The sequence below is a fragment of the Flavobacterium sp. RSB2_4_14 genome (assembly GCF_051547085.1).
In the GTDB taxonomy this organism is placed as follows: Bacteria; Bacteroidota; Bacteroidia; order Flavobacteriales; family Flavobacteriaceae; genus Flavobacterium.
Map to the genome: position 1 here is coordinate 928,381 of NZ_JBPTTL010000001.1, position 18,347 is coordinate 946,727.

General features: G+C 33.2%; 18 protein-coding genes. 5 read left to right on the plus strand and 13 right to left on the minus strand.

What is annotated here, in order from left to right; genetic code table 11:
* Positions 1–101: 101 nt before the first annotated feature.
* Positions 102–1,361, minus strand: a complete 1,260-nt coding sequence (locus tag ACSVH2_RS04215; RefSeq protein ID WP_438091904.1) for a 3-deoxy-D-manno-octulosonic acid transferase — start codon at positions 1,359–1,361, stop codon at positions 102–104.
* A gap of 95 nt (positions 1,362–1,456) precedes the next feature.
* Here ACSVH2_RS04215 and ACSVH2_RS04220 point away from each other — a divergent pair, with 95 nt between their 5' ends.
* Genes ACSVH2_RS04220 through ACSVH2_RS04230 form a run of 3 tightly spaced genes read left to right on the plus strand, consistent with a single transcriptional unit; the run spans position 1,457 to position 4,503 of the window.
* The gene (locus tag ACSVH2_RS04220; RefSeq protein ID WP_438091905.1) at positions 1,457–2,587 is read left to right on the plus strand and encodes a DegT/DnrJ/EryC1/StrS family aminotransferase; all 1,131 of its coding nucleotides are present in this window, start codon (positions 1,457–1,459) and stop codon (positions 2,585–2,587) included.
* A 1-nt stretch (position 2,588) separates the two neighbouring features.
* A complete protein-coding gene (galE, locus tag ACSVH2_RS04225; protein ID WP_438091906.1) occupies positions 2,589–3,605 on the plus strand; it encodes a UDP-glucose 4-epimerase GalE in 1,017 nt (338 codons plus the stop codon).
* Position 3,606: 1 nt separating this feature from the next.
* Positions 3,607–4,503: a DMT family transporter gene (locus ACSVH2_RS04230; RefSeq protein WP_438091907.1), complete on the plus strand. Its 897-nt coding sequence runs from the start codon at positions 3,607–3,609 to the stop codon at positions 4,501–4,503.
* A gap of 48 nt (positions 4,504–4,551) precedes the next feature.
* On the opposite strand, the gene ACSVH2_RS04235 is transcribed toward ACSVH2_RS04230, so the two are convergent.
* Genes ACSVH2_RS04235 through fabD form a run of 3 tightly spaced genes read right to left on the minus strand, consistent with a single transcriptional unit; the run spans position 4,552 to position 6,384 of the window.
* Positions 4,552–4,812: a hypothetical protein gene (locus tag ACSVH2_RS04235; protein WP_438091908.1), complete on the minus strand. Its 261-nt coding sequence runs from the start codon at positions 4,810–4,812 to the stop codon at positions 4,552–4,554.
* Positions 4,813–4,824: 12 nt separating this feature from the next.
* On the minus strand, positions 4,825–5,502 hold the full coding sequence (locus tag ACSVH2_RS04240; RefSeq protein WP_438091909.1) for a peptidoglycan DD-metalloendopeptidase family protein: 678 nt from the start codon (positions 5,500–5,502) through the stop codon (positions 4,825–4,827).
* Between the two features lie 9 nt (positions 5,503–5,511).
* Positions 5,512–6,384 (minus strand): ACP S-malonyltransferase, encoded by an 873-nt coding sequence (gene fabD / locus ACSVH2_RS04245; RefSeq protein WP_438091910.1) that lies wholly within the window; start codon positions 6,382–6,384, stop codon positions 5,512–5,514.
* Between the two features lie 189 nt (positions 6,385–6,573).
* Here fabD and ACSVH2_RS04250 point away from each other — a divergent pair, with 189 nt between their 5' ends.
* Positions 6,574–8,205 carry a hypothetical protein gene (locus ACSVH2_RS04250; protein WP_438091911.1) on the plus strand — a complete coding sequence of 544 codons (1,632 nt, stop codon included), beginning with the start codon at positions 6,574–6,576 and terminating at the stop codon, positions 8,203–8,205.
* 44 nt (positions 8,206–8,249) lie between these two features.
* Here ACSVH2_RS04250 and ACSVH2_RS04255 read toward each other — a convergent pair whose 3' ends face one another.
* The 6 genes from ACSVH2_RS04255 to ACSVH2_RS04280 form a co-directional block, all read right to left on the minus strand.
* Positions 8,250–8,771 (minus strand): NADPH-dependent FMN reductase, encoded by a 522-nt coding sequence (locus ACSVH2_RS04255; RefSeq protein ID WP_438091912.1) that lies wholly within the window; start codon positions 8,769–8,771, stop codon positions 8,250–8,252.
* A 12-nt stretch (positions 8,772–8,783) separates the two neighbouring features.
* Complete coding sequence (locus tag ACSVH2_RS04260; protein ID WP_438091913.1) at positions 8,784–9,497, minus strand: pirin family protein; 714 nt, start codon at positions 9,495–9,497, stop codon at positions 8,784–8,786.
* A gap of 78 nt (positions 9,498–9,575) precedes the next feature.
* Complete coding sequence (locus ACSVH2_RS04265) at positions 9,576–10,151, minus strand: Crp/Fnr family transcriptional regulator (RefSeq protein WP_438091914.1); 576 nt, start codon at positions 10,149–10,151, stop codon at positions 9,576–9,578.
* 83 nt (positions 10,152–10,234) lie between these two features.
* The gene (locus tag ACSVH2_RS04270; RefSeq protein ID WP_438091915.1) at positions 10,235–10,603 is read right to left on the minus strand and encodes a DUF6370 family protein; all 369 of its coding nucleotides are present in this window, start codon (positions 10,601–10,603) and stop codon (positions 10,235–10,237) included.
* 11 nt (positions 10,604–10,614) lie between these two features.
* Entirely contained in the window at positions 10,615–11,799 is a 1,185-nt protein-coding gene (locus ACSVH2_RS04275) for a pyridoxal phosphate-dependent aminotransferase (protein WP_438091916.1), read from the minus strand.
* A 57-nt stretch (positions 11,800–11,856) separates the two neighbouring features.
* A complete protein-coding gene (locus ACSVH2_RS04280) occupies positions 11,857–12,951 on the minus strand; it encodes a fatty acid desaturase family protein (protein ID WP_438091917.1) in 1,095 nt (364 codons plus the stop codon).
* Positions 12,952–13,060: 109 nt separating this feature from the next.
* On the opposite strand from ACSVH2_RS04280, the gene rsmG reads away from it, so the two are divergent.
* Positions 13,061–13,690 carry a 16S rRNA (guanine(527)-N(7))-methyltransferase RsmG gene (rsmG, locus tag ACSVH2_RS04285; protein WP_438091918.1) on the plus strand — a complete coding sequence of 210 codons (630 nt, stop codon included), beginning with the start codon at positions 13,061–13,063 and terminating at the stop codon, positions 13,688–13,690.
* 39 nt (positions 13,691–13,729) lie between these two features.
* Here the strand turns inward: rsmG and ACSVH2_RS04290 are convergent, their stop codons facing one another.
* The 3 genes from ACSVH2_RS04290 to apaG form a co-directional block, all read right to left on the minus strand.
* Complete coding sequence (locus ACSVH2_RS04290; protein WP_438091919.1) at positions 13,730–16,057, minus strand: T9SS type A sorting domain-containing protein; 2,328 nt, start codon at positions 16,055–16,057, stop codon at positions 13,730–13,732.
* 128 nt (positions 16,058–16,185) lie between these two features.
* The gene (pruA, locus tag ACSVH2_RS04295) at positions 16,186–17,814 is read right to left on the minus strand and encodes an L-glutamate gamma-semialdehyde dehydrogenase (RefSeq protein ID WP_438091920.1); all 1,629 of its coding nucleotides are present in this window, start codon (positions 17,812–17,814) and stop codon (positions 16,186–16,188) included.
* A 143-nt stretch (positions 17,815–17,957) separates the two neighbouring features.
* Positions 17,958–18,344, minus strand: a complete 387-nt coding sequence (apaG, locus tag ACSVH2_RS04300) for a Co2+/Mg2+ efflux protein ApaG (RefSeq protein WP_438091921.1) — start codon at positions 18,342–18,344, stop codon at positions 17,958–17,960.
* Positions 18,345–18,347: the final 3 nt, after the last annotated feature.

Below are 18,347 nucleotides of genomic sequence, written 5' to 3' on the forward strand. Positions count from 1 at the left end.
GAATAGTTTCTCAACCACAAATGACAAGTGAAATCTTGATAAATAAAAATCAGGATTTCTTAGTCCGTTATAACCTATATAGTATAATTTTTCAAACATAACTATGCCAAAATATGTCTCAAAACAACATCCGTTGCACCAATATTCATTTGAACAAAAGTTTCGCAAACATGTCCTTTTTCATGACGAATGTCTTCATTTGAAATTAAATTATTAAGAGTATCATTCAATTCAGCTTGAGTATTTATGGAAGTACAACCTTCCAAATTTACTAACGCAGTTGCTTCGGCAAAATGAGAATAATTTGGACCAACTACAATGGGAATTCCAAAAGTTGCTGGTTCTAAAATGTTATGTACGCCAGGATTTCCAAAACCACCACCAACATAGGCAATATCAGCATAACTGTATATTTTGGTTAAAATACCAATGGTGTCAATGATGAATACTTGAAAATCTTTCAAATTTTGACTTTCTTTTTCTGAAAATAAAATAGTTTTTTTTGTGATGGAATTTCTCAATTCCTGAATTTGTTCCGCTTTAATATTGTGTGGTGCAATTATAAATTTTACATTTTCTAATGCATTATTAATATACTGAATTAAAATTTCTTCATCTTTTGGCCAAGAACTTCCTATTACAACTATTGTTGGTTTTGTCACTCCGAGCGCAGTCGAGGAGCTTTTGCTAAAACTTTCTATAAAATCCAAAGAATTCTCTCTTTCCAAAATAGAAATAACTCTGTCAAAACGAGTGTCACCAGAAACTTTCACATTATGGTAACCAATACTTTGTAATGCTATTTTTGAACTGTCATTTTGAACAAAAAAGTAATCAAAAGTTTTTAATGCATTTCTATAAAATCCACCATACCATTTGAAGAATGCTTGATTTTCTCTGAAAATACCTGAAATTAAGTACGTCTTAATCTCAAGTTTTTTCAATTCATTCAAATAATTCGGCCAATATTCATATTTAATAAAGAAAACCAATTCGGGATGAACGAGTTTGAGGAAATATTTTGCATTTGATTTTGTGTCCAATGGTAGATAAACCGTCACATCAGCAACAGTATTGTTTTTTCGAACTTCATAACCCGAAGGCGAAAAAAACGTTACAATAATTTTGTGATTAGGAAAATTCTGTTTGATTTTTTCCATGACAGGTAATCCTTGTTCAAACTCTCCAAGAGAAGCAGCGTGAAACCAAATGGTTTTATCTTCTAGATTTATTTTTCTTGCCAATGTTTTGAAAACATCTTTTCTGCCATCAACAAATAGTTTGATTTTGGGACTGAAAAACGCCAACACTTTCACGATTTGTGAAGCCAAAATAAGCAATACATTATAAAGAAAAAGCATTCCTAAAAATTTGTTGCGCTAAAATACGTTTCTTTTGTGGAATAGGATATTCTACTTCAGAATTTCTTACTTTTGCTACTCATAATTTTTATAACATGAGAAAAATACAAATGGTTGACTTAAAAAGTCAATATGATAAAATAGCAGCAACTGTAAACGCTTCTATTCAAGAAGTTTTAGATACAACAACATACATAAATGGACCAGAAGTTCATAAATTTCAAAAAAACCTTGAGGAATATCTCGATGTAAAACATGTTATTCCTTGTGCAAATGGAACCGATGCGTTACAAATTGCCATGATGGGATTGGATTTAAAACCTGGCGATGAAGTAATCACTGCCGATTTTACTTTTGCAGCTACAGTTGAAGTGATTGCTTTGTTGCAATTAACTCCAGTTTTGGTAGATGTTGATATCGTGAATATGAACATTTCCATTGATGCTATTAAAAGGGCGATTACGCCAAAAACAAAAGCTATTGTACCTGTTCATCTTTTTGGAAGAGCTGCCAATATGGAAGCCATTATGAGAATTGCAAACGAGCATAACTTATATGTAATTGAAGATAATGCACAAGCTATTGGAGCTAATTGTAGATTTTCTGATGGAACAAAAAAGAAAGCAGGAACGATTGGTCACGTAGCTTCAACTTCTTTTTTCCCTTCCAAAAATTTAGGATGTTATGGTGATGGTGGCGCTATTTTTACCAACGACGATGACTTGGCTCACAAAATAAGAGGAATTGTAAATCACGGAATGTATGTTCGTTATCACCATGATGTGGTTGGCGTAAATTCACGTTTGGATAGTGTTCAAGCGGCAGTTTTGAATGCAAAATTACCTTTTTTAGATGCTTACGGAAAAGCACGTCAAGATGCAGCTCGTAAATATTCTGCCGCTTTTGAAGGACACAAAAATATTATTGCGCCAAGCATTTGTGATATTTGTGATTGTCATGTTTTCCACCAATATACATTGAGAATTATCGATGCCGATAGAAATGCATTGATGGAACATTTGTTGGCTAAAGGGATTCCATGTGCTATTTATTATCCAATTCCGTTGCATTCCCAAAAAGCGTATGCAGATACTCGTTACAAAGAAGAAGACTTCCCAGTAACAAATCAATTAATTAAAGAAGTTATTTCGTTGCCAATGCACACGGAACTAGATGACGAACAAATCAAATTTATAACAGATAGTGTTTTGGAATTCTTAAAATAATATGAAAATAGTAGTAACTGGAGGTTTAGGATTTATTGGCTCACACACAGTAGTTGAATTACAAAATCAAGGTTTTGAAGTGATTGCTATCGACAATCTTTCTAACTCTTCGATTGAAGTTTTAGATGGGATTTACAATATTACTGGTAAGAAACCCATTTTTGAGAATATTGATTTAAGAGAAAAACAATCGGTTCAAGATTTCTTTAAAAAAAATCAAGATATTGTTGGAGTTATTCATTTTGCTGCTTCAAAAGCTGTAGGTGAAAGTGTCGAAAATCCTTTATTGTATTATGAAAATAACATCAATGCTTTGGTTTATGTTTTGCAAGAATTAACAAAATTACCAGAAGCCAATTTTATTTTCAGTTCTTCCTGTACCGTTTATGGTCAAGCCGAAAAAATGCCAATTACAGAAGATGCTTCTATTCAACCTGCGATTTCTCCTTATGGAAATACCAAACAAATAGGTGAAGAAATAATTAGAGATGTTGCTAAAGTAACTACAATCAATTCGATTTTACTTCGCTATTTCAATCCAATTGGAGCGCATTCAACGGCTGAAATAGGAGAATTGCCTATTGGTATTCCACAAAATTTAGTGCCATTTATTACTCAAACAGGAATGGGTTTGCGAAAAGAACTTTCGGTTTATGGGAATGATTATCCTACGCCTGATGGCACTTGTATTCGTGATTATATTCATGTTGTTGATTTGGCAAAAGCTCATGTTATTGCCTTGCAGAGATTATTGAAAAAAGAAAACCTAGAAAAAGTAGAAACCTTCAACCTTGGAACAGGAACTGGAAGTTCGGTTTTGGAAGTTATTCATGCTTTTGAAAAAGTTTCAGGTCAAAAGTTACCCTATAAAATTGTTGCCCGAAGAGAAGGAGATGTTGTGGAAGCTTATGCCAACACCGATAAAGCAAACAAAATACTCGGATGGAAAGCGGAGTCAACTTTGGAAGAAAGCTTAGCTTCTGCTTGGAAGTGGGAACAAAAAATCAGGAAAAACTAAAGTGTCAAAAATATCGGATTACAAATTACTTTTTTGCCTATTTGTCGTAGCCATCGTTTGGGGAACAACGTATCTTGGCATTCGTGTTGCTGTTGAAACTATGCCGCCTTGGTACATTACTTCTTCAAGACAAGGATTGGCGGCATTGATTGTGTTAGTTTTTTTATTGTACAAAAAAGAATTAGCATGGATAGGTTGGGCCAATTTTAAAATCCAATTTATAGCTTCTATCTTAATGATTGTTGTGGCTAATGGTTTTACAACTATTGCAGAACAAAGTATTCCCAGTGGTTTAACCTCAATATTAAGTGCTTTGACACCTTTGGTTGTTTTTTTAGGCAGTGCCGCTGTTGGATTACAAAAACCGAATATCAAAGGATTTTTGGGCGTAATCATAGGATTTCTGGGAGTAGTTTTTATTTTTAGAGATGGACTTGGCGACATTTTAGACCCAAATTATAAAGTAGGTGTTCTCTTTTTGAGTATGGCTATTTTAGCTTGGTCAATCGGAACGATTTTTACCAAAGGCAACACTCATAAGTCTAGTAATATTGAGCTCAATTTATTTTACCAATTTTCTATTGCTGCAGTGGTACAATATGTTTTGGCATTACTATTTTCTCCTAATGTTGATGTATATAGCTGGAGTATGAGAAGTATTTTAGCCACTTTGTATCTCTCAGTTTTTGGTTCGGTGATTGCGTTTTTTTGTTATCATTATGCTTTGAAAAGAGTTACCGCAACTCAGGTTTCTATTCTAAATTATATCAACACGATTATCGCCGTCTTTTTGGGTTGGTTATTATTAGATGAAGTTATTAAACTGGACTTTTTGATTGCAACGATTCTGATAATTTTTGGAGTTTTTATTACCAATTATAAAAAGAACCGAAGCTAAACCAAACATAACAAAATAAAAAATCTCGATTTCTCGAGATTTAAATTATTATTTCACACTTTCCTTCATCTTTTTTGCGGCTTTTTCAATTTCATCTGCACTTTTAATGACAACGCTATCCATTTTGGTTTTTGCTTTTTCTTTTATCGAATCAATTTTAGCTTCTGCTTTGATTTTAGCAGAGTCAATAGTTGTTGTTACTTCTTCAGTTACCGCATTTTTGGCATCGTCTAATTTTTCTTTAGTTTTATCTTGACAAGAAATCATTGTAATCAATAAGATTGTAAAAGCTAAAATTTTATTTTTCATAAGATGAGATTTTTAATTTATTTTCAATAACAAGTTAGGATCAGGACAGTTTTTCGAATAAAAGTCTAATTTACTAGCGCTACAAACTCCAGGATAATCGCCAAAATTATTTTCGATATCTATAATAATTTGGAAATGTAAATGCGGAGCATAATCACCATTTATAGGTGGCAAACCTAAGTGGGCTATTTGTTGTCCCTGCTTTACAATATCACCAACTTTTTTATCGGTTAAACTTTCTAAACTTAAATGTCCATATAAAGTGTAAAAAATAAAACCTTCAATATGATGTTCTAGAATTATAGTTGGACCATAATCACCTAATGCTGTATTGTTTTGAAAACTATGAATTTTTCCATCCAAAGCAGCATAAATTGGTGCCGATTCGTTTATCCATAAATCCAATCCGATGTGAATGTTTCTTTCTTCGGTATTTTGATTTTTAAAAACCGCACTTCTTTTATATAAATTTCGAGTTTCTAAATAACCGCCAAATGCAATTTTTGCTTTGTGATTGTCTAAATAGTGTTGAATATATTGCTCGTAATCTTTCGCTGTAGCTAAATTTATTTTAGTTAGATTTTCATTAGTTACTGATAAATCCAAAGCTACATATTCAGCATAGTCAATGGTTGCTGAGATAACTTTTGCGGAAGAAATAGTGCTTAAAAATTCAAGAAAATCTTTCATGTATTTTAATTAAGCCGATATCGTTTCTACTTCTTTATCAATTTTATTGACTAATCCAACTAAGACTTTTCCTGGTCCAACTTCGGTAAAGCTAGTTGCACCATCTTTAATCATTTGTTGTATAGATTGTGTCCAACGAACCGGAGCTGTTAACTGAATAATTAAGTTTTTCTTGATTTCGTCTGCATCAGAAACAGCACTTGCCGTTACATTTTGATAAACTGGACAACTTGGTGTATTGAAAATAGTCGCTTCAATAGCTGCTGCTAATTCTTCTCTTGCTGGTTCCATCATTGGCGAGTGAAATGCACCGCCAACAGGTAATAATAATGCGCGTTTTGCTCCTGCAGTTTTCATTGCTTCACACGCTTTTTCTACAGCTGAAAATTCGCCCGAAATCACCAATTGTCCCGGACAATTATAGTTTGCCGCCACTACAATTCCATCAATTGAAGCACAAACATCTTCTACAATTTTATCATCCAAACCTAATACTGCCGCCATGGTTGAAGGAGCAATTTCACATGCTTTTTGCATGGCAATCGCTCGTTGTGAAACCAATTTTAATCCGTCTTCAAAAGATAAAGTACCATTGGCAACCAAGGCAGAAAATTCACCAAGCGAATGTCCCGCAACCATATCTGGTTTAAAGTTTTCTAAAGTTTTAGCCAAAATTACAGAATGCAAAAAAACGGCTGGTTGTGTAACTTTGGTTTCTTTCAATTCTTCTGCAGTTCCTTCAAACATAATGTCGGTAATTCGGAAACCTAAAATGTCATTTGCTTTTTCAAATAAGTCTTTGGCTAAGGCGGAGTTCTCATATAAATCTTTACCCATTCCTGTGAATTGTGCACCTTGACCCGGAAATACGTATGCTTTCATGTAATTTATATTTTAATGATTATTTTTTGTTTTATGAAATACATAAAAGCATTTCATAAAATTTCTTTTAAAGATATTACTTGTGTTCAGCAAATCTACTAATTTTAAACAAATCATTTGATAAATATAGTTGCCATTTATTGTAACTTTTTAACTATTATCAGACGTATAAGAATAAAATATTTAATCATGAAAAAATCTGTACTTGTCGTATTTTTACTCATTACTGGGTTTTTATTAACTTATCTATTTCTTCCTGTAATTCACTACGGTTTTTACGAAATTGGAGTTATTGCTTTGGCTTTACTTTCCATCTATTTCTTTGTTTCCCTTGGAATAACGGTTGATAATACTGGAAAGAAAATGATTGTCAAATCAAGACCTAGTAAAGTTTTACCTATTGTTATGGCATTGATAATGATTTATCTTTTAATTGTTCCTTTGTTTACAACAGCAACTATTTTTCATACGTCTAGTTATCAAAAAATGATAGGAAAAGTTGAAAATGGAACCAAAATTTCAAAACATATTGCGCCAATTTCGATGGATAAAATTAGAGTAGTCGATCAAGAATTGGCCTACTTGCTTGGCGAAAAAGTTATTGGTTCGCAACCTGCACTCGGAAGTCAAATTCAATTGGGACGTTTTTCTATTCAAAAAGTCAACAATGAATTGTATTGGGTTGCTCCATTGTTGCATTCAGGTTTTTTTAAGTGGTTTAATAACAAACAAGGAACTCCAGGTTATGTAATGGTTTCTGCAACTAACGAACGTGATGTAAAACTGGTACAAACTATAAATAGTAAACCGTTAAAAATTAAATACCAATCGAATGCTTATTTTTTTAGCGAGATTCACAGACATATCTATTTTAATGGATATTCCACAACTGGTTTAGCTGATTTTACTTTTGAAATTGACGAGCAAGGAAATCCTTTTTGGGTAGTAACAACGTATAATAAAGAGATTGGTTTTTCGGGAGAAAACACTAATGGAATTTTGATAGTTGATGCTCAAACTGGAGCTATAAAACAATATACAATAAATGATGCTCCAGCTTGGGTTGATAGAATTCAACCCGCCGATTTTATAGAGGAACAACTTAACGATTGGGGTGAATATGTAAATGGCTACTGGAATTTTTCAAATACAGATAAATTACAAATTACAGAAGGACTAACATTAGTTTATGGTGAAAATAATAAATCCTATTGGTATACAGGTTTAACCTCTGTTGGAAGTGATGAAAGTGCTGTTGGTTTTGTTTTGGTTGATACTCGAACAAAAGAAACGACTTTTTACAAGCAAAGTGGCGCCACAGAATTTGCCGCTCAAAGTTCGGCTGAAGGGAAAGTTCAAGAAAAAGGGTATAAGGCTTCATTACCAATTCCTTACAATATTAATGGAATTCCAACTTATGTAATAACATTAAAAGACGATGGTGGTTTGGTTAAAATGTATGCCATGGTAGCCATCAACGATTATACTATTGTTGGTGTTGGAAATTCTATGCGAGAAACTTTGACTTCTTTTAAAAGTGTATATAACATGGCAGGAAACAAAATAAATCCCTCAAATGTTGCTGCAAAAAAATCAATTTCATCAGTGATTAGTCGTATTCAAAGTGATGTAAAAAACGGAAACAGTTTCTATTATTTCACTATTAAAGATTATCCAAATATTTTTGTGGGATCATCGCAAATTTCCAATGAAATCCCTGTAAGTACAGTTGGAGATAGTGTTACCGTTTCTTTTGATATTGATAACGAACAAGTAATTGACGTTTCAAGTTTTGATAATCTTACTATAAAATTGAAGTAATTAGTAAAGTCCCATCTGAATATTTTTTTGATGGGACTTTTTATTTAAAAAGTATTTATTATTTCTAGTAGTTGTTTTTTAAATTCTGGATTAGTAATGCCATTTATAGTATCAAAATTATCATTAAAATTGGGCAACGAAAAACTACCTTTCAAAACAGCACCTTGAAACGGGAAACGATTTTTAGCTATTTCTAAAACCGTGCTTCCACCTCTTGCTCCTGGTGAAGTTGCCAATAGTATCATTGGTTTTTCTTGAAAGGTTTTTGCGTTTATTCTTGAGCACCAATCCAATATGTTTTTGAAAGCTGAGGAATAAGCACCATTATGTTCTGCTAAAGAAATCACAATTAAATCTGCTCTACCAATTTTGGCATAGAAATCATGAGCTAGCTGTGGAATTCCATTTTCTTTTTCTTTATCAACAGAAAAAATAGGCATCTCATAATTATTCAAATCCAATACTTCTACAGTGGCATTTGAAAACAGATTTGCTGCATAAACAGCTAATTGTTTGTTGATGGATGTAGTACTTGACGAAGCTCCAAAAGCGATTATTTTTTTCATTTCTTAAGTATATTATTCCATTGGGATTTCCATTAATAAAAATTTTGCATTAGTTGAAGCTTTTATTTCTAAAGTTTCAAAATCGGTTATTCCTAATCCATCGCGAGTTTCAAGTTCTTGTCCGTCAACAGAAATAGATCCAGAAATTACAAAAACATACATTCCGTTACCTTCTTTTTTTATGGAATAGGTTTTAGAAAAACCATTGTCAAAATCAGCCAAATGAAACCAAGCATCTTGATGAATCCATACACCAGCATCATCAGCATTTGGTGAAAGAATTTGTGCAAAATTATTTTTTTGCTTGGTTACGTCTAAAGTGATTTGTTGGTAACGTGGTTCCACATTTCGAACCCTTGGAAACAACCAAATCTGAAATAACTTGGTTTGTTGGTCTGCATTAGGATTGAATTCACTATGTCTAATTCCTGTTCCCGCACTCATAACTTGAACATCACCAGTTTTGATGGTTTCTGCATTTCCCATACTGTCTTTGTGCGCCAAATCGCCTTCCAAAGGAATGGTAATGATTTCCATATTATCGTGTCCGTGTTCACCAAAACCCATTCCTGATGCAATGGTGTCGTCGTTTAAAACACGCAAAACACCAAACTGAACTCTTTCGGGATTGTACCAACTGGCAAAACTGAAGCTATGGTAAGCATATAACCAACCATGATTTGCATGTCCACGAGTATTCGCTTTGTGTAAGATTATATTTTGCATAATGTTTAAATGTATTAATTATTTGAATACAAATTTACATTGAGAAAGAGTGGAGGATACTTAACCTAGATTAAGAAATTATTTTTTAAGCATTTTAGATTTCATTTTACTAAAAAACTCAGGAGTAACGCCAATATAGGATGCAATTTGCTTTTGAGAAACTTTTTGAATTAAAGTTGGATAACGTTTGCAGAATTTTTCATAGCGTTCTTCGGCAGTCAAGCTCAAATTATCCATCAGTCTTTCCTGGTTGGCAACTAACGAGTTTTCGGTTAAGATTCGGAAAAAGCGTTCTAGTTTTGGGATTTCTTGATAGAGTTGCTCCTGATTTTCTTTGGATAGCAAAACGACTTCGGCATCCTCTAAAACTTCAATAAAAAGATTACCAGGTTTCTGCGATAATAAGCTATACATATCGCCAATCCACCAACCTTCGCAAGCAAAACTCAAAACATGTTCTACAATATTGTCATTGATAGTAAAACTTCGCAACAAACCTGAATTCACAAAATAGGAGTATTTACAAACTTCACCAGCATTCAAAATAATAGTTTTGGCTTTATGGTTTTTGGTTTCTATTTTGGATAAAAAAAGTGCCTCCTCAACAGGAGTTAAAGAAATATGTTTGGAGATGTTTTGTATGATTAGATTCATATTTTCAAAAATACAATATAAATTTTTGTTGTTAAATCTAGTCTACAAAAAAACATCCCGATTAAATCGAGATGCTTATTATTTTAATGTTTGTGTCCTGCGTGTGGATCAGGAGTTGTCGCTGGAAGTAATTTAAAAGAACTCGCTATAAATCGGTCGCCTTTAATTTCACCAACCACTTCAGCTTTTCTGATAGCCGAGCAAAAACCGTCTTCGGCATGGGCATCGCCATGTTTGTTGATGTCTGTTCCATCCACAAAATAGGCTTTTCCGTCGATGCGAACCGCTAAATCACAACCTCCTTTTCCCTTCATTCCAAATTGACATTGTCCGCAAGAAGCTTCAACAATTTGGGTTTTTGGTTTTTGCTTCGCCTGTTCGCTTACGCTCGAGTCTTGAGCATTTACAGAAATGCAAATAAATAGAACAAGAATTGAAATAATTTTTTTCATCATAATGATATTTAAGATAAAGCTTCTTTAATTCTGTTGAAAGCTTCGGTTAATAATTCTTCACTTGTGGCATACGATATTCTGATACAGTTTGGATTACCAAAAGCGTCACCGGTTACTGTTGCTACATTGGCTTCTGACAATAAATACATCGATAAGTCATCGGCATTGTTTATTAATTTTCCTCGGAGCGTTTTTCCAAAATAAGACGAAACATCTGGGAAAAGATAAAAAGCACCATCGGGAATGTTTATTTTCAATCCAGGAATTGCTGAAGCCAAACTTACCACTAAATCTCTACGATTTTTGAATGCAGTTACCATTTCGTTCAATACACTAGGGTCAGCATCAACGGCAGTAATGGTTGCTCTTTGAGCAATAGAATTAGCGCCAGATGTTACTTGTCCTTGCATTTTGGTACACGCTTTAGCAATGAATTCAGGTGCGCCAATGTATCCAATTCTCCAACCTGTCATGGCAAAAGCTTTAGCAACACCATTAACTGTTATTGTTCTGTCAAACAATCCTGGAATAGATGCAATACTACAAAACGTTCCAGAAAAGTTGATATGTTCGTAGATTTCGTCAGAAACGATATAGATGTTGGGGTATTTTTCTAATACTTTACCAATAGCAGTTAGTTCTTCACGATTATATACTGAGCCACTTGGGTTGCATGGTGAACTGAACCACATCATTTTGGTTTTTGGTGTGATGGCTTTTTCTAATTGTTCAGCTGTTATTTTAAAATCAGTTTCAACCGAAGTTGGTACTTCTACTGGAACACCACCAGATAATTTTATGATTTCAAAATAAGAAACCCAATATGGTGCAGGAAGAATTACTTCATCACCATCATTGAGCATGACTTGTGCAATATTGTATAATGATTGTTTTGCACCAGTCGAAACAACAACGTTTGCTGGTTTATAATCCAAGTTGTTATCGCGTTTGAATTTTCTACAAATAGCTTCTTTTAATTCTAAATAACCATCAACAGGTGAATACGTACTGTAGTTTTCATCGATGGCTTTTTTAGCAGCTTCTTTGATGAAATCTGGTGTATTAAAATCAGGTTCGCCTAAACTTAAACTGATAATGTCTTTTCCTTGTGCTTTTAATTCTCTTGCCAATGCTGCCATTGCCAAGGTTTGAGAGGTTGATAAATTATTAATTCTGTCTGATAAAATGTTCATTGTATTGTGAGATTATGGTAAATAAAGAGACGCCAATAAAGGCGTCTGTTTTTATAATTATGCTAACTGAGGATTTCTACCTAATTCCTTTAAATGTCTGAAATGAGATATGATAGCTGCTCTAGTTGTTTTGAATTCGTAATATGGTAATTCACATTCTGCTGCCGTTTGTTTTACGATTTCGGCGATTTTATCATAGTGAACGTGACTTATATTTGGGAAAATATGGTGTTCAATTTGGTGATTTAATCCGCCAGTGTAATAATTTACCAACCAGTTTTTTGGTGCAAAGTTAGCTGTGGTAAATAATTGGTGAATAGCCCAAGTATTTTCAATTTCGCCGTTGTCATCAGGAATTGGGTTTTCGGTTTCTTCTACCACGTGAGCCAATTGGAATACTACACTGAGGATAACTCCAGCAGTATAATGCATTACTAAAAATCCTAAGACCACTTTCCACCAAGTAATTCCCATTACCATTGGAATGACAAGCCAAATAGAAAAGTATATAACTTTGGTAATTATTAAGGTAGTCCAACGTACAACAGGTTTTTTGAATTCACCATAGGATAAATTTCTTTTTAAGTAACGTTTCATTTGAATAAAATCGGTAGTAATTGACCAATTGAAGGTCAATAAACCGTATAAAAAAACCGAATAATAGTGTTGGAATTTATGGAATTTATACCATTTAGCTTCTTTAGTAAAACGCATAATTCTACCTGCTTCTAAATCTTCGTCGTGACCAAGTATGTTGGTGTAAGTATGATGTAAAACATTGTGTTGCACTTGCCAGTTGTATACATTTCCGGCAAGGATATAAATACTTCCACCCATTAGTTTATTTACCCAAGATTTGTTTGAATAGGCACCATGATTACCATCGTGCATTACGTTCATACCAACGCCAGCCATTCCTACACCTATTACTACATTGAGTAAAAGATAAGCCCAAAATGGCATGTCCATGGCTAATAAAATAAAATAAGGTGTTAAGAAAATGGAAAACATTACAATGGTTTTCAAATGTAATTTCCAATTTCCAGATTTGTCAAGGTTGTTTTCTTTAAAGTAATTGTTAACTCTTGTATTTAATGTTCTAAAAAATTTTAGATTATCATTTTTTGAGAAAACAGGTGATGGGGTATTCATTTTGTATATTTTAAATTTCGATGTAAAGATAATTATTATAATTTTTTAATAATTATAAACAAATCATAATTATCAACTAAAACCTTATTTTTGTTGAAAATTCATATTTATGGAAGAAATTCTTAAACAATTCCCTAATCTTATTGAAAATCAAATACAACAGTTTCAAAAGTTGGAAGCTTTATACCAAGATTGGAATGCTAAGATTAATGTAATTTCCCGAAAAGATATTGACGAGTTATATACTAAACACGTATTACATTCATTGGCCATTGCCAAAATTCAGCCCTTTGAAGCCGGAACTTATATCCTCGATGTTGGAACTGGCGGTGGATTTCCAGGAATTCCGTTAGCTATTTTATTTCCAGAAACAAGGTTTTATTTGATTGATGTTATTTTGAAAAAAATTAATGTTGTAAAAGCTGTTGCTGAAGCATTAGAACTGAAAAATGTAAAAGCAGAGCAAATTCGTGCTGAAAATGTTAAAGGCGATTATGATTTTATTGTAAGCAGGGCAGTGACTAACATGCCTGATTTTGTTTCTTGGGTAAAAGATAAAATCAAAAAACAAAACAAACATGAATTAAAAAACGGAATTCTCTATTTAAAAGGTGGCGATTTAACCGAAGAGCTTAAAGATTTTCCAAATGCTAAAGAATATAATATTTCCGAATTCTTTTCAAATGAGTTTTTTGAAACTAAAAAAGTCGTGCATTTACCATTGAAATTTAAAGCATAAAAAAAATCCTCTCATTTGAATTGAGAGGATTTTTTCTTTCTAACCTTTTATAATTTTCTTAGTCACCTTTCCGCTTTCATTACCAATAGTGATGAGGTAAATTCCTTTGGTCAATGTAATTGGGATTTCAAAAGTTCCACTAATAGTGTTGTTTTTTGATTGATAAATTGTTTTTCCTAGCATGTCTGTGATTAAAACTGTAGCATTATCAATAGTATAGGAAGTGTTTATTTCAATAGCATTTGCCACTGGATTTTTTATCCAAAGTGTTTCAAAAGCAGGATTTGTAGTTGTCAATGTCCCGTTAAGAATTTCGGATAAAGCAAAAGCTACATTATTATCATTGAGAGTAACATGATTTTCATTTACAGTTGGAATAGATGAAGCAGCAAAAGGTGTTGTAGTTGATGAAGTGATTGGGGAATACAAATTGTTTGTATTTCCAACTGCCATAGAACTCCATGTAGGTATGAAAGTAAAATAGTCTGCATTAAGATTGTCAAAAAATTGTGTTAATATAGGATCTGTTCCAAGCCCATTTGAAAAACCAGCTATATCAAATCGTCCTCCAGGAGCAGTATCTAAACCAGCTGTAAATGTTGGGGCTTTAGAGTTGGCCAAACTTTCAAAACCAGTAATCCAAAAAAGCACTAAAAACTGTTGACCTCTAAAACGACTTACTTGATTTGTTTGGTTTGTAGCAGGAGTAAAGCGCAAGTTTATGATGGCTCTTTGTGTAGAAGTTATGTTTAATGTATAATTCATCACCTCAAAATCTGGAGTATAATTGCTAGTTCCATTACTAGCACCATTTGAGATAGAAACATTTCTTGTATTAAGAGGAAAACCCATTGTGTTTAACTCGTTTTGAAAAGCGTTTCTAAAATTAGGAGCACCATTTGGTAGAAGTGAATTACTGTCTGTATTAAATTCAAACAAACTACCCGTTTGTAAATGACCTTCCATGTGATCTATAAGCATTTCTCTTGCAGCAGGACTTTTTATTAATCCCTCAACAACGGGTTGTACAGTTACATTTCCTGGTGGACCATAAGCTAAGTAATTGAATAAATGTTGAAATCCTATTGGAACATTAGCGCCTTGATGTGGTGAGTCAAATGAAATATATAGTCGAGTGTCATGATTGATGTTGTTCATTTCCATATAACGCAGTGCATAACGAGAAATCAATCCACCCATGCTTGGTCCAATAATTACATTTTTTTGAGTGCCAACTTTTTGAGCATTTATTTGATTGATTAATGCTACCAAAATCATTGCATTTCGTTGAATATAATCTACACCACCATCAACAACGGTTGTAGTATTGGGTCTTGTATAAGTTGGAAAGTTCAACATAACAATGTCAAAACCTTGTGTTCTCAAATAGTCTGCAAGATTTTGGTTGGTTCCATAATTTAGTCCAGCATACATAGTAGCAATATTTCTAGTATCACCGGGATCAAAACCATCCACAAGAAAAACAGGCTTGTCTAAAATACCATCAACCGTATCAGGGAAAATTTCATATTCTCCTTGTCCAAAATAAGGAGCTGATTCTCCGTAACCTTGATAAGCAATTGAAGCAGTAATTGTATTTACTACATTAGGTTGAAGGTTTTGAGAATTGTTTTTGTTTACAGTTCCATTATTTTGATTTTCAATTTCCAATTCAAAAGATTGGGTTACAACATCGCCATTTGTGAATTGAATTCTACAATTAACAGCTTGTTTTCCATTTCCATTAAAAATAATCTGGAAAGGACTATTTCTTGAAATAGTTTTCCAACTTTCATCTTTATTTACTTGAATTGAGATAGACTTAATGACTCTGTTACTTGTATTAAATATCAATTCTTCTTTTAAGACAAAGGTAACTTTACTTGTTTTTGATTTAGATACTATAGGAGAAATCAAATTAATCGCATGGGTATCAAAAACGTTTTGAGTATTGGTTCTAAACTCAAATTGATTCGAACTGTTTAAAAACAAATCACCATTTTCTGTTGTTGTTTTACTAATTTTATCAAAATCGGTTATTAAAATGCTTAACGGAATTTGATTATTTACAAAACCAAGATTAGCTTGTTCTCTTATCATCTCCAGTTTTGGCAATCGGTTTAAAAAATCGGCACGTTGCATTTCATGATAAACCTGCATGAAATAATTTGAATTTATCCTTGAATTTCTTTGTTCTGTTGCATTAGAAATACCAAAAACTCTATCGTAGATTATTTTTGTAGAAGATTTATCTTTTAATAAATCATAGGATTTGTCTTGAGCAAAACCTAAAATAGAAAAAAGTAAAAATAATAGTAAAGTAATTTTTGACTGAACAGCTCTGATTGAATTTACGAAGTATTTCATTTTTGGTTTTTTAATGGTTAAAAGCAGTCGAATATACAAAAATATTTTTCAATGGAATAAAAAAAGTCCAAGTAACAACTTGAACTTTAATTTATAACGAAAAAAAATTAACTATTTTACTCCAAAGACTATTCTCCCAAAAATGGATAACGATAATCTTCTGGCGTAACAAAGGTTTCTTTAATAGTTCTTGGCGAAACCCAACGCAATAAATTTTGCATTGAACCCGCTTTATCATTGGTTCCTGAAGCTCTTGCACCACCAAAAGGTTGCATTCCAACCACAGCTCCAGTTGGTTTGTCATTGATGTAGAAATTCCCAGCACTATTTTGTAATGCTATTGTAGCTTCTTCAATGGCATATCTATCTTGACTGAAAATGGCTCCTGTTAAAGCATACTCCGAAGTTTCATCAACCAATTGTAAGGTTTCATGCCATTTTGCATCCTCATAAATATAAATGGTCATTACCGGACCAAAAAGTTCGGTTTCCATAGTGGCATATTTTGGATTGGTCGTTACAATTACAGTTGGTTCAACGAAATATCCTTTGGATTTATCATAGTTTCCACCAACGATAATTTCGGCATCAGAATCTTTTTTGGCTTGATCAATATAAGTTGCCAATTTGTCAAATGAACCTTCGTGAATTACGGCAGTAATGAAATTGCTAAAATCTTCTGGCGAACCCATTTTCATCGATTTTACATCGGTTATTAATTGTTCTTTTACCGAAGGCCATAAACTTTGAGGAATGTAAGCTCTTGATGCCGCAGAACATTTTTGTCCTTGAAATTCAAAAGCACCTCTAGTAATTCCTGTCACGACTTGTTTTACATTAGCACTTGGATGTGCCAAAACAAAATCTTTTCCGCCTGTTTCACCAACAATTCTTGGATAGGTTTTATAGGTATGAATATTAGTTCCAATTTTTTTCCAAATCTCCTTGAAAACAAATGTGGAACCAGTATAATGAACTCCTGCAAAATCTGGAGAAGCTAAAACGGTATCAGTTATCATGACTGGGTCACCAAAAACAACATTAATCACACCATCTGGAACGCCAGCTTCTTTGAAAACATCAATAATAATTTTTGCCGAAAAAACTTGGCTATCACTTGGTTTCCAAACCACAGTATTTCCCATCAAAGCGGCGCTAGCCGGAAGATTGGCAGCAATGGCAGTAAAGTTAAAAGGCGTAATGGCATAAACAAATCCTTCTAATGGACGATATTCCACCCGATTCCAAACATCAGAAATTGATTTTGGTTGGTCGTTATAAATTTGTGTCATGAATTCTACGTTGTAGCGCAAAAAGTCAATTAACTCACATGAAGCGTCAATCTCTGCTTGAAAAATAGTTTTGGATTGTGCAATCATAGTGGCTGCATTAATCTTAGCTCTATATGGTCCTGCAATCAATTCGGCTGCTTTTAAAAAAATGGCAGCTCTTTGTTCCCATGCCATGTTTGCCCATTTTTTTCTAGCTTCAAGCGCAGAAGCAATTGCTTTTTCGACATGTATTTTTTCAGCCAAATGATACGTTCCCACTATATGTTGGTGATCGTGCGGCGCAGACATGTTTCTGGTATTTCCAGTACGAATTTCTTCGCTACCAATGTAGTTTGGAACATCAATTTTTTCGTTCCACATTTTTTTGTAAGCCGCTAAAACTGCTGCTTTTTCAGGAGAATTTGGTGCGTATGATTTTACGGGTTCATTAACCGCTTTTGGGACATGAAAGAATCCTTTTAGCATATTTTATTTATTAGATAATTAGTAAATGTGATAATTAGATAACCCAAAAAATGTGAATTATTTAATTTGAAACAAAAGTACAACGGAATTTTTGAATTTTTGACAACAAGGAATTAAAGATTGTTTCCCTTTTTATAAAGAAATTAATTCAAGGCAAAAGGAGCACTTAATTTGAAAGTTGGGACAATAACTTTAAAAGTTCTAGTAGTTGTAAAGTTAATCATGGTGTAGTATCCGCTCATGGCACCAAAAGGAGAGGATAACAAACAACCAGAATTATAAGAATGTTTTTCTCCAGGTTTTAGAACTGGTTTTTTACCAATTACGCCTTCGCCATCAACAATTTCTTTATTGTTTAATGAGTCTAGAATTTCCCAATGACGTGTGCTGAGTTGGACAGAATCTTTACTATGGTTTTCAATCGTAATCTCATAACTAAAGGCAAAGTGAATCTTGTGATTTTTGAAGTATGTACCTTCAAAACTCGTCAGAACCGAAATTTTAATACCTCTTGTTATCTGAGTAACCATTAG

Excerpts from the sequence above, each read along its gene's own strand:
- ACSVH2_RS04220 (WP_438091905.1), top strand. The coding sequence starts at position 1,457 with ATGAGAAAAATACAAATGGTTGACTTAAAAAGTCAATATGATAAAATA.
- pruA (WP_438091920.1), bottom strand. The coding sequence starts at position 17,814 with ATGCTAAAAGGATTCTTTCATGTCCCAAAAGCGGTTAATGAACCCGTA.
- ACSVH2_RS04260 (WP_438091913.1), bottom strand. The coding sequence starts at position 9,497 with ATGCAAAATATAATCTTACACAAAGCGAATACTCGTGGACATGCAAAT.
- ACSVH2_RS04250 (WP_438091911.1), top strand. The coding sequence starts at position 6,574 with ATGAAAAAATCTGTACTTGTCGTATTTTTACTCATTACTGGGTTTTTA.
- ACSVH2_RS04290 (WP_438091919.1), bottom strand. The coding sequence starts at position 16,057 with ATGAAATACTTCGTAAATTCAATCAGAGCTGTTCAGTCAAAAATTACT.
- ACSVH2_RS04280 (WP_438091917.1), bottom strand. The coding sequence starts at position 12,951 with ATGAATACCCCATCACCTGTTTTCTCAAAAAATGATAATCTAAAATTT.
- ACSVH2_RS04240 (WP_438091909.1), bottom strand. The coding sequence starts at position 5,502 with ATGAAAGATTTTCTTGAATTTTTAAGCACTATTTCTTCCGCAAAAGTT.
- ACSVH2_RS04275 (WP_438091916.1), bottom strand. The coding sequence starts at position 11,799 with ATGAACATTTTATCAGACAGAATTAATAATTTATCAACCTCTCAAACC.
- ACSVH2_RS04255 (WP_438091912.1), bottom strand. The coding sequence starts at position 8,771 with ATGAAAAAAATAATCGCTTTTGGAGCTTCGTCAAGTACTACATCCATC.
- fabD (WP_438091910.1), bottom strand. The coding sequence starts at position 6,384 with ATGAAAGCATACGTATTTCCGGGTCAAGGTGCACAATTCACAGGAATG.
- galE (WP_438091906.1), top strand. The coding sequence starts at position 2,589 with ATGAAAATAGTAGTAACTGGAGGTTTAGGATTTATTGGCTCACACACA.
- ACSVH2_RS04215 (WP_438091904.1), bottom strand. The coding sequence starts at position 1,361 with ATGCTTTTTCTTTATAATGTATTGCTTATTTTGGCTTCACAAATCGTG.
- ACSVH2_RS04235 (WP_438091908.1), bottom strand. The coding sequence starts at position 4,812 with ATGAAAAATAAAATTTTAGCTTTTACAATCTTATTGATTACAATGATT.
- ACSVH2_RS04265 (WP_438091914.1), bottom strand. The coding sequence starts at position 10,151 with ATGAATCTAATCATACAAAACATCTCCAAACATATTTCTTTAACTCCT.
- rsmG (WP_438091918.1), top strand. The coding sequence starts at position 13,061 with ATGGAAGAAATTCTTAAACAATTCCCTAATCTTATTGAAAATCAAATA.
- apaG (WP_438091921.1), bottom strand. The coding sequence starts at position 18,344 with ATGGTTACTCAGATAACAAGAGGTATTAAAATTTCGGTTCTGACGAGT.
- ACSVH2_RS04270 (WP_438091915.1), bottom strand. The coding sequence starts at position 10,603 with ATGAAAAAAATTATTTCAATTCTTGTTCTATTTATTTGCATTTCTGTA.